Source organism: Ectopseudomonas oleovorans (assembly GCF_029845265.1).
Lineage (GTDB): Bacteria > Pseudomonadota > Gammaproteobacteria > Pseudomonadales > Pseudomonadaceae > Aquipseudomonas > Aquipseudomonas oleovorans.
The window spans coordinates 24,470-35,747 of sequence record NZ_JAOCLK010000046.1; the positions used below are offsets into that span (position 1 = coordinate 24,470).

Sequence of the window (11,278 nt, forward strand, 5' to 3'; positions counted from 1 at the left end):
GTGTCGATCCTGCTCGCTTCCACTGAGAAAGCTGCTGAACCACTGTGGATGGAAGTGCCAGTTATCCACAGGGGTGGTTACGCCCAGCTTTGTCAGAGGGTTATGGGCAGGGTTCAGGGGCGGTTTTCCACAGGGTTTATTTGGGCCTGAATAACTCAGTAGATGCGCAACAGCAGCCCATTCATTGGTGATCCAGCAAGCTCGTTTGTGGGGAAATCTGCCCGGCGCGTAAGTCCAGTCAGATGTGTGAAGGAGTGGATGCCCCGCCGCGAATCAAGACGACGCGCAAGGGTTCTTAACCCGGGTGAAAACCCGGGAATGACAAGGAGGGGAAAGATTGATGGCGGGCACGCATGCGCTTTCGCGGATAAATCCGCTCCTACAAGAGCCCTGTTGGCAAGAGCATGGAGGAAGGTTTCACTTGCCGATGCAGAAGCTGGAGAAGATCCGCCCCAGCAGGTCGTCGCTGCTGAAGGCGCCGGTGATCTCGCCCAATGCCTGCTGGGCCATGCGTAGATCCTCGGCCAGCAGCTCGCCAGCGCCCATCAGGGTGAGCTGATTGCGGCCGTGCTCGAGGTACTGCTCTGCCTGGTGCAGCGCTTCCAGGTGGCGCCGCCGAGCGCTGAAGCCGCTTTCTGCAGTCTGTTGATAACCCATGCAGGCTTTCAGGTGCTCGCGCAGCAGCTCGAGGCCATCGGCGGACTTGGCTGACAGGCTGAGGGTGACGTGGCCATCGGCGCTGGTTTGCAGCGCTACCGCTTCGCCGGAAAGGTCGGCCTTGTTGCGGATCAGGGTGACCCGTGCTGGATCCGGACGCTGCTCCAGAAACTCTGGCCAGAGAGCAAAGGGTTCGGCGGCTTCCGGCGCAGTGGAGTCCACTACCAGTAGTACGCGATCGGCCTCGCCGATGGCCTTGAGCGCACGCTCCACACCGATGCGCTCGACCTGATCGTCGGTATCACGCAGACCCGCTGTATCGACCACGTGCAGGGGCATGCCGTCGATATGGATATGTTCGCGCAAGACGTCGCGGGTGGTACCGGCGATATCAGTGACGATAGCGGCTTCACGCCCAGCCAGGGCATTGAGCAGGCTGGACTTGCCGGCATTGGGTCGGCCGGCTATGACCACGGTCATACCGTCGCGCAGCAGGGCGCCCTGGCCCGCTTCGCGCAATACTGTGGATAAGTCTGTACGCACGCTGTCGAGCTGGCTCAGCACATGGCCATCGGCGAGAAAGTCGATCTCTTCTTCGGGAAAATCAATGGCGGCTTCGACGTATATGCGTAGCTGGATCAAAGACTCGGTCAGTGCATGCACGCGTTTGGAGAACTCGCCCTGCAGCGAACGCAGGGCATTGCGTGCGGCCTGTTCGGAGCTGGCTTCGATCAGATCGGCGATGGCCTCGGCCTGAGCCAGGTCGAGCTTGTCATTGAGGAAGGCGCGTTCACTGAACTCACCAGGTCGCGCCAGGCGTGCCCCCAGCGCCATGCAGCGGTGCAGCAGCAGATCGAGCACCACCGGGCCACCGTGGCCCTGAAGTTCCAGTACGTCTTCACCAGTGAAGGAGTTGGGGCCAGGAAAGTAGATGGCCAGACCTTCATCCAGCGTCAGCTCGCTCTCGCCATAGAACGGCCCGTGATGAGCGAAGCGCGGCTTCAACTCGCGTCGGCAAATGGCCTGAGCCAATTGACCTGCAAGAGGACCGGATACCCGCACGATGCCCACACCACCCCGACCCTGGGCAGTGGCGACGGCGGCAATGGTGTCTCGGGCATGGCTCATGGCGGTTTACTCGATGCGTACGGCTGAATATGGGAGCGAGGGGGAAGCCTGATTCTCTGCTCGCGAAACTTGTGGATACAGCGATTCGCGAGCAGAGCTCGCTCCTACGATAAATGCTTGGATAGCAAAACGCCCCAATCATGGGGCGTTTGCTTGATGCTTGGCAGCCTTGGCGAATCAGGCGTTGGCCGTTTTCGCTGCCGCTTCGATCTTGCGCGTAATGTACCACTGCTGGGCGATGGACAGGATGTTGTTGACCACCCAGTACAGCACCAGACCAGCCGGGAACCACAGGAAGAAAAAGGTGAAGATGATCGGCATCAGCTTCAGCACGCGGGCCTGCATGGGGTCCGGCGGCGTCGGGTTGAGCTGCTGCTGGATGAACATGGTCGCGCCCATGATGATCGGCAGGATGAAGAACGGATCCTTGATCGACAGGTCGGTGATCCACAGCAGCCAGGGCGCCTGACGCATCTCGACCGATTCCAGCAGTACCCAGTACAGGGCGAGGAATACCGGCATCTGCACCAGGATCGGTAAGCAGCCGCCCAGCGGGTTGATCTTCTCCTTCTTGTACAGCTCCATCATCGCCTGGGACATCTTCTGGCGGTCGTCGCCGAACTGCTCCTTCAGCGCCTGCAGTTTCGGCGATACGGCGCGCATACGCGCCATGGAGCGGTAGCTGGCAGCCGACAGCGGGAAGAAGATCAGCTTGATGATGATGGTCAGGACAATGATCGACCAACCCCAGTTGCCGAGCACGCTGTGGATCGCTTCCAGCAGCCAGAAGATCGGCTGCGCCAGGAACCACAGGAAGCCGTAGTCGACGGTCAGTTCCAGACCCGGCGACAGGGTGGCCAGGTGCTCCTGCAGCTTGGGACCGGCATAGAGGATCGCGCCAGTTTCGCCCTGCGCGCCGGCTGCGACCTGCACGGACGGGCCGGTAAAGCCGACGATGTAGTTACCCTGGCTGTCCTTGCGGGTCTGTACCAGGTTGGTGCTGTCCTTGCTCGGTACCCAGGCAGTGACGAAGTAGTGCTGCAGCCAGGCGACCCAGCCGCCCTGTACGGTTTCCTTGAAGGGCTGCTTGTCGATGTCCTTCATCGACACCTTCTTGTACGGCTCGTCGGGGGTCCACAGTGCCGCGCCGAGGTAGGTGGCGGTGCCGGTAGCGGTGGTCGAGGACGGGTCGCCGCTGTTATCGCGCTTGAGCTGGGCGAACAGGTTACCGCTCCAGGCTTGCTCGCTCTGGTTGTCGATCAGGTAACGCACGTCAACCTGATAGGCGGACGGATCGATGCAGCCAGGCTTCTTCAACTGTTGCTCACGCGCCGAGCACTGCGGGTTGAGACCACGCTTGAAGCTGAAGCGCTTGATGTAGCTGATGCCATTTTCGCTGTAGGTCAGGTCGACCACCAGGCTGTTCTGGTCAGCCGCCATTTCATAGCTTTGCTTTTCGCTCGACCACAGGGCACGACGGCTGGAGCTGTCTGGTGCGTTCTGGCCGATCAGGCCACTTTGCGCCAGGTAAGTCCGCTCGTTGCCGTTGTCGAACAGCTGGAAGGGGACGTCCGGACGATCCTGGCGACGCGGGTACTGCGGCAGACGCAGTTGCACGATATCGCCACCACGCGGGTCGATGGCCAGATCGAGTACGTCGGTTTTGACACGAATCAGCTCATCGCTGGCAGCGGCAGTCGGTGCAACGGCTGCTGCAGTTGGCTCGGCCACGGCAGTAGGAATGTCGTCGTTACCGGTGCTGGCGGTTGCAGCAGGTGTGTCGGGCAGAGCAGGCGTCGCAGCGGTCGAGGTACTAACCTCGGCTGGCAGGGCAGCCTGGCCATAGTCCTCGTTCCATTGCAGGACCATGAGGTAGGACACGACTGCCAGGGCGACGATCAGGATCGAACGTTGGATATCCATGATTATTCGGCCATCGAAGGGGAACGGGATGTTTTAACGGGTGGAACCGGATCGTAACCGCCGGCATTCCAGGGATGACAACGACCAAGACGGCGCGCTGTCAGCCAGCCACCACGCAGGAAGCCATGTTGCTCGATGGCTTCATAGGCATAGCAGGAGCAGCTGGGGTAGAAACGGCAGTGACTGGCCATCAGTGGGCTGATGGCGTAGCGATAAACCTGGATACAGGCAAGAGCCGCTTTACGCATGGGGATTGTCGCTTGTCCCGGAGGATAAGTCTGCGTCGCGACTGGGCCGGCTTCGGGCCAAGCGTTTCCAGAGTTTGCCGAACTGCTGAGCAAGTTCGCTATTCTCCAGATCGCCTAGCCCTTTGCGGGCGACCACCACGATGTCCCAGCCTGTCAGGTTGTCCTGATTGAGGCGAAAGGACTCGCGGATTTGACGCTTGATGCGGTTGCGCTCGACGGCGAGCTTGACGCTCTTTTTGCCGATCACCAAACCTAGGCGGGGATGATCAAGCTGGTTATCGCGCGCTAGCAGCAGGACACTTTTGCCCGGAGCTTTACCGCTTGGGGAGTCGAAGACTGCCTTGAATTGCCGGGGAGTCAGCAGTCGCTTTTCCCGGCCGAAGCCTCGACTCACCACCTGTCTGGATTAATTAGACAGCAAGACGCTTGCGGCCCTTGGCGCGACGACGCGACAGGACGGCGCGGCCGTTCTTGGTGGCCATACGGGCACGGAAACCGTGGGTGCGAGCGCGCTTGATGGTGCTGGGTTGGAAAGTGCGTTTCATGGTGCGTTACCTGGGTGATCGACTAGGGTCGGTATGACCCCGGTTTTAAGAGACCGGCAATTCTAGAGAAAGCCGCGCGGTAGGTCAATTTCCAACCAACCTTATTCGTCAGATAGAAATAGAAAGAAGGAAAAGGGTTTAAAGCTCTTTTTCTATGTTTATTTTGAATGGCGCTGCGAGCGTCTGTGGACAACCCTTTGACTGCAGGGCCCTGCTTGCTCATGCGGGGATGATAAGTCTGTCCAAAAGGCGTGGTTCGTCTGTGCGTGCCCTGCATGCAGCCTGAGGATAGAATGCCCTTTTACCCACAGCAGGGTTATCCGCCCGTTCATCCCCAAGCTTTTACAGAAGCTTATGGGGGGCTTATCCACAAGGCTTACGCCGCTACTGATAAGTCCGATGAATGGAACTAAGGCTTTGATTTTACTTGGCCATCTAGGCCCTGCTGTGTGGATAACTCGGTCGTTGGCCGGTACAATGGCGGCTGTTTTTTGCATCGCCGCCTGGATAGGGGATAGTCAGTGTCAGTGGAACTATGGCAGCAATGCGTCGAGCTTTTGCGCGACGAGTTGCCGGCCCAGCAATTCAACACCTGGATCCGTCCTCTGCAGGTCGAAGCCGAAGGCGACGAGCTGCGCGTGTATGCGCCGAATCGTTTCGTACTCGATTGGGTCAACGAGAAGTACCTGGGCCGTTTGCTCGAGTTGCTCGGTGAGCGCGCTGGCGGTCTGGTTCCTGCGCTTTCCTTATTAATAGGCAGCAAGCGTGCAGCGACTGCCCGTGTCGCGCCAACGGCCCCTTTGCCTGCTGCTGCGCGTGCCGCTCAGGTTCAGGCCGCCGCATCCGTCAGCAAGCCGGTGCCGCCGCCTGCACAGCAGGAGCCGTCGCGTGCCAGCTTCGACTCCATGGGCGGAGCCGCGCCACAACCGCCGACCCCCGCGGTGGCGCCACGCACCGAACGTACCGTACAGGTCGAAGGTGGCCTCAAGCACACCAGCTATCTCAACCGCACCTTTACCTTCGATAACTTCGTCGAGGGTAAGTCGAACCAGTTGGCGCGCGCTGCAGCCTGGCAGGTAGCGGACAACCCTAAGCACGGTTACAACCCGCTGTTCCTGTATGGCGGCGTTGGCTTGGGCAAGACTCACCTGATGCATGCTGTGGGTAATCACCTGCTGGCGAAGAACCCAAACGCCAAGGTTGTGTACCTGCACTCCGAGCGCTTCGTCGCCGATATGGTCAAGGCGTTGCAGCTCAACGCCATCAACGAATTCAAACGCTTCTACCGCTCGGTCGATGCGCTGCTGATCGACGACATCCAGTTCTTTGCCAAGAAGGAGCGCTCCCAGGAGGAGTTCTTCCACACCTTCAACGCGCTGCTCGAAGGGGGTCAGCAGGTGATTCTCACCAGCGACCGCTACCCGAAAGAGATCGAAGGCCTGGAAGAGCGACTGAAATCGCGCTTCGGCTGGGGCCTGACCGTGGCCGTCGAGCCACCGGAACTGGAAACCCGCGTGGCGATCCTGATGAAGAAGGCCGACCAGGCCAAGGTCGATCTGCCGCACGATGCGGCGTTCTTCATCGCTCAGCGCATTCGCTCCAATGTGCGCGAACTGGAAGGCGCGCTGAAGCGTGTGATCGCCCACTCGCACTTCATGGGCCGCGACATCACCATCGAGCTGATCCGCGAATCGCTCAAGGATCTGCTGGCCCTGCAGGACAAGCTGGTCAGCATCGATAATATTCAGCGCACCACCGCTGAGTACTACAAGATCAAGATCACCGATTTGCTTTCCAAGCGCCGTTCGCGCTCGATCGCCCGGCCGCGTCAGGTGGCTATGGCATTGTCGAAGGAACTGACCAATCACAGCCTGCCGGAAATCGGTGTGGCCTTCGGCGGCCGCGATCACACCACGGTGTTGCATGCATGCCGTAAGATTGCTGAACTTAGGGGATCCGACGCGGACATCCGCGAGGACTATAAGAACCTGCTGCGCACCCTGACTACCTGATCAAATCAATGCAGCTCCACGAGGCAAGGGACTAGACCATGCATTTCACTATTCAACGCGAAGCCCTGTTGAAACCCCTGCAACTGGTCGCCGGTGTCGTGGAACGACGCCAGACGCTGCCGGTTCTGTCTAACGTCCTGCTGGTGGTCGAAGGCCAGCAGCTGTCGCTGACCGGTACCGACCTCGAGGTCGAACTGGTTGGCCGCGTCACACTCGAAGATGCCGCCGAACCGGGTGAGATCACCGTGCCGGCGCGCAAGCTGATGGACATCTGCAAGAGCCTGCCGAGCGACGCGCTGATTGACATTCGCGTCGACGAGCAGAAGTTGCTGGTCAAGGCCGGGCGCAGCCGGTTCACCCTGTCGACTCTGCCGGCCAACGACTTCCCTACCGTCGAGGAAGGCCCAGGCTCGCTGACCTTCAATCTGCCGCAAGCCAAGCTGCGTCGTTTGATCGAAGGCACCAGCTTCGCCATGGCCCAGCAGGATGTGCGCTACTACCTCAACGGCATGCTCCTGGAAGTACAGAGCGGTCTGCTGCGAGCGGTCGCTACCGACGGTCACCGTCTGGCCATGTGCTCCATGGAAGCGGTCATCCAGCAGGAAGGCAAGCATCAGGTCATCGTGCCGCGCAAAGGTATTCTCGAACTGGCTCGCCTGCTCACCGAACAGGACGCCGAAGTCGCCATCGTTCTCGGTCAGCATCACATCCGTGCCAACACCGGCGAGTTCACCTTCACCTCGAAACTGGTCGACGGCAAGTTCCCGGATTACGAGCGCGTGCTGCCGCGTGGTGGTGACAAACTGGTGCTGGCGGATCGTCAGGGCCTGCGCGAAGCCTTCAGCCGCACCGCGATTCTGTCCAACGAGAAATACCGTGGCATTCGCCTGACCCTGGCATCTGGTCTGCTGAAGATTCAAGCCAACAACCCTGAGCAGGAAGAGGCCGAGGAAGAGATAGTTGTCGACTATGCGGGCAGCGGCCTGGAGATCGGTTTCAACGTCAGTTATCTGCTGGATGTGCTGGGCGTGATGGGCACCGAGCAGGTGCGCTTGATCCTCTCCGACTCCAACAGCAGTGCCCTGCTGCAGGAAGCCGACAACGACGATTCTGCCTACGTTGTCATGCCGATGCGTCTTTAATGTCCCTAAGCCGTATCACGGTCACCGGGGTACGCAATCTGCATCCGGTGACCCTCTCCCCCTCCTCCCGCATCAACATCCTTCACGGCGCCAACGGCAGCGGCAAGACCAGCGTGCTCGAGGCGATCCATCTGCTCGGCCTCGCCCGCTCCTTCCGCAGCACACGACTACAGCCGGTCATTCATTACGAGAAACCTGCCTGTACCATTTTCGGTCAGGTGCAGTTAGCTGAAGGCGGCTCCAGTAATCTGGGCATCTCTCGCGACCGTCAGGGCGAGCTGCAGATTCGTATCGATGGGCAGAACGCTCGCAGTGCTGCGCAGCTGGCTGAGCTACTGCCACTGCAGGTGATCAACCCCGATAGTTTTCGCCTGCTTGAAGGTGCACCGAAGATTCGCCGGCAGTTTCTCGATTGGGGTGTGTTCCACGTGGAACATCGCTTTCTAGGCGCCTGGCAGCGCTTGCAGAAAGCCCTGCGGCAGCGGAACTCGTGGCTGCGCCATGGTACACTTGACGGTGCTTCGCAGGCCGCGTGGGACCGCGAATTATGCAGTGCCAGCGTGGAGATCGACACCTATCGCAGAGCCTATATTCAGGCGCTGAAACCGGTGTTCGAGCAGACCTTGGCCGAGCTGCTGGAGTTGGACGGGCTGACCCTGAGTTACTACCGGGGGTGGGACAAGGATCGTGAGCTGAGTGAAGTGCTCGCCACTTCCCTGTTCCGTGACCAACAGCTCGGGCATACGCAGGCAGGCCCCCAGCGGGCTGATTTGCGGCTGCGGCTTGCGGGGCATAACGCGGCAGAGATTCTGTCGCGAGGACAACAGAAATTGGTGGTTTGCGCGTTGCGTATTGCCCAGGGTCACCTGGTCAATGAAGCCAAGCGTGGCCAATGTATCTATCTGGTGGACGACCTACCGTCGGAACTGGATGAGCAGCATCGCCAGGCATTGTGCCGGTTGCTGGAAGATTTGCGCTGCCAGGTGTTCATCACCTGTGTGGATCATGAATTGTTGAGGGAAGGCTGGCAGACGGATACGCCGGTTGCCATGTTCCACGTGGAACATGGCCGTATCACCCAGACCCAAGACCATCGGGAGTGAAGGCATGAGCGAGAACCAAACGTACGACTCCTCCAGCATCAAGGTGCTGAAAGGACTAGACGCCGTACGCAAACGTCCCGGGATGTACATCGGTGACACTGACGATGGTAGTGGTCTGCACCACATGGTGTTCGAGGTGGTCGATAACTCCATCGACGAAGCGCTGGCAGGCTATTGCAGCGAAATCACCATCACCATCCACCCGGATGAGTCGATCAGCGTGCGTGACAACGGCCGTGGTATTCCGGTCGATATGCACAAGGAAGAAGGCGTCTCGGCGGCCGAGGTCATCATGACCGTGCTGCACGCCGGCGGTAAGTTCGACGACAACAGCTACAAGGTATCCGGCGGCCTGCACGGTGTGGGTGTGTCGGTGGTCAATGCCCTCTCCAAGGAGCTGGTACTGACCATCCGCCGTAGCGGTAAGATCTGGGAACAGACCTATGTGCATGGTGTGCCGCAAGCCCCCCTGACTGCTGTCGGGGATACCGACGGTACCGGCACGCAAATCCACTTCAAGCCCTCCGAAGAAACCTTCGCCAACATCCACTTCAGCTGGGACATCCTGGCCAAGCGTCTGCGCGAACTGTCCTTCCTCAACTCCGGCGTGGGGATTCTGCTGCGTGATGAACGCACCGGCAAGGAAGAGCTGTTCAAGTACGAGGGCGGCCTGAAAGCCTTCGTTGAGTACCTGAACACCAACAAGACCGTAGTCAACCAGGTATTCCACTTCAGTGTGCAGCGTGAAGAAGACGGTGTTGGTGTCGAAGTCGCCCTGCAGTGGAACGACAGTTTCAACGAGAACATCCTCTGCTTCACCAACAACATTCCCCAGCGTGACGGTGGTACTCACCTGGCGGGCTTCCGCTCTGCCCTCACCCGACACCTGAACAACTACATCGAAGCCGAAGGTCTGGCGAAGAAGTTCAAGGTCGCCACCACCGGTGACGATGCCCGTGAAGGCCTGACTGCAATTATCTCGGTCAAGGTGCCGGACCCGAAATTCAGCTCGCAGACCAAGGATAAGCTGGTCTCCAGCGAGGTGAAGACCGCGGTCGAGCAGGAGATGGGCAAGTACTTTGCCGACTTCCTGCTGGAAAACCCCAACGAAGCCAAGGCTGTGGTCGGCAAGATGATCGATGCAGCACGTGCCCGTGAAGCAGCGCGTAAGGCGCGTGAGATGACCCGCCGCAAGGGGGCGCTGGACATCGCCGGGCTGCCCGGCAAACTGGCCGACTGCCAGGAGAAAGACCCGGCGCTGTCCGAACTCTACATCGTGGAGGGTGACTCCGCGGGCGGTTCTGCTAAGCAGGGCCGCAACCGCAAGACCCAGGCGATCCTGCCGCTCAAGGGCAAGATCCTCAACGTTGAACGCGCGCGTTTCGACCGCATGATTTCCTCGCAGGAAGTCGGCACGCTGATCACTGCGCTCGGCTGTGGTATCGGCCGTGACGAGTACAACATCGACAAGCTGCGCTACCACAACATCATCATCATGACCGATGCTGACGTCGACGGTTCGCACATCCGCACCCTGCTGCTGACCTTCTTCTTCCGTCAGTTGCCGGAGCTGATCGAGCGCGGCTACATCTATATCGCCCAGCCGCCGCTGTACAAGGTGAAGAAAGGCAAACAGGAGCAGTACATCAAGGACGACGAGGCCATGGAGGAATACATGACCCAGTCGGCTCTGGAAGACGCCAGCCTGCACGTCAACGAGAATGCCCCAGGCCTGTCCGGCGGCGCGCTGGAAAAGCTCGTGGGCGAATACCGTGGCGTCATGAAAACCCTGGATCGACTGTCGCGTGTCTATCCCAAGGACATCACCGAGCACTTCGTCTATCTGCCGCGCATTCCGCTGGAGCAGCTCGCTGATCAGGCCTTCATGCAAAACTGGCTGGAAGGCTTCGCTGCACGTCTGAAGACTACCGAGAAGTCAGGCCAGACCTACAGTGCCAGTCTGCGTGAAGACCGCGAGCGTCACCTGTGGCTGCCGGAGGTCGAGGTCAAATCTCACGGCCTTACCAGCTACACTACCTTCAACCGCGACTTCTTCGCCAGCAATGACTACAAGACCGTCACTACCCTGGGCGAACAGCTGAATAACCTGCTGGAAGAAGGCGCCTACGTGCAGCGTGGCGAGCGCAAGAAACCGGTCAGCACCTTCAAAGAAGCGCTGGACTGGCTGATGACCGAAAGCACCAAGCGTCACAGCATCCAGCGATACAAAGGTCTCGGTGAGATGAACCCGGATCAATTGTGGGAAACCACCATGGACCCGGAAGTGCGCCGCATGCTCAAGGTGACCATCGAGGACGCCATCGCCGCCGACCAGATCTTCAACACCCTGATGGGCGACGCTGTGGAGCCGCGCCGCGACTTCATCGAGTCAAACGCCCTGGCGGTGTCTAACCTGGATTTCTAATCATTTATCGACGGGCAGATAAATTGTCATGTTTGTGCAAGTTATTGTCATGACAATTTCTGTCACTACCCCGGCCTAGAGCCGGGGTTTTTCTT

At 59.5% G+C, this 11,278-nt stretch carries 9 protein-coding genes; 4 read left to right on the forward strand and 5 right to left on the reverse strand.

From position 1 onward, the window contains the following. Window positions 1-417: 417 nt before the first annotated feature. The 5 genes from mnmE to rpmH all read right to left on the reverse strand — a co-directional run bounded on the left by mnmE (window position 418) and on the right by rpmH (window position 4,501). Window positions 418-1,785 (reverse strand): tRNA uridine-5-carboxymethylaminomethyl(34) synthesis GTPase MnmE, encoded by a 1,368-nt coding sequence (gene mnmE, locus N5J71_RS18825; protein ID WP_257598371.1) that lies wholly within the window; start codon window positions 1,783-1,785, stop codon window positions 418-420. Between the two features lie 177 nt (window positions 1,786-1,962). Next, entirely contained in the window at window positions 1,963-3,708 is a 1,746-nt protein-coding gene (gene yidC / locus N5J71_RS18830; RefSeq protein WP_279917402.1) for a membrane protein insertase YidC, read from the reverse strand. Window positions 3,709-3,710: 2 nt separating this feature from the next. Further along, entirely contained in the window at window positions 3,711-3,956 is a 246-nt protein-coding gene (gene yidD / locus N5J71_RS18835; protein ID WP_147811214.1) for a membrane protein insertion efficiency factor YidD, read from the reverse strand. Then, entirely contained in the window at window positions 3,949-4,353 is a 405-nt protein-coding gene (gene rnpA / locus N5J71_RS18840) for a ribonuclease P protein component (RefSeq protein WP_279917403.1), read from the reverse strand. The genes yidD and rnpA overlap by 8 nt, the downstream gene beginning before the upstream one ends. Window positions 4,354-4,366: 13 nt before the next feature. Then, complete coding sequence (rpmH, locus tag N5J71_RS18845) at window positions 4,367-4,501, reverse strand: 50S ribosomal protein L34 (RefSeq protein ID WP_002551315.1); 135 nt, start codon at window positions 4,499-4,501, stop codon at window positions 4,367-4,369. A 521-nt stretch (window positions 4,502-5,022) separates the two neighbouring features. On the opposite strand from rpmH, the gene dnaA reads away from it, so the two are divergent. From dnaA to gyrB, 4 genes are read left to right on the forward strand one after another with little or no spacing between them, the layout of a single operon-like run. After that, entirely contained in the window at window positions 5,023-6,513 is a 1,491-nt protein-coding gene (gene dnaA, locus N5J71_RS18850; protein WP_074856725.1) for a chromosomal replication initiator protein DnaA, read from the forward strand. Window positions 6,514-6,551: 38 nt separating this feature from the next. Continuing rightward, the gene (gene dnaN / locus N5J71_RS18855) at window positions 6,552-7,655 is read left to right on the forward strand and encodes a DNA polymerase III subunit beta (RefSeq protein ID WP_003458432.1); all 1,104 of its coding nucleotides are present in this window, start codon (window positions 6,552-6,554) and stop codon (window positions 7,653-7,655) included. Further along, on the forward strand, window positions 7,655-8,758 hold the full coding sequence (recF, locus tag N5J71_RS18860) for a DNA replication/repair protein RecF (RefSeq protein WP_279917404.1): 1,104 nt from the start codon (window positions 7,655-7,657) through the stop codon (window positions 8,756-8,758). The genes dnaN and recF overlap by 1 nt, the downstream gene beginning before the upstream one ends. Window positions 8,759-8,762: 4 nt before the next feature. Beyond that, entirely contained in the window at window positions 8,763-11,183 is a 2,421-nt protein-coding gene (gene gyrB / locus N5J71_RS18865; RefSeq protein WP_003458436.1) for a DNA topoisomerase (ATP-hydrolyzing) subunit B, read from the forward strand. The last annotated feature ends 95 nt before the right edge of the window (window positions 11,184-11,278 follow it).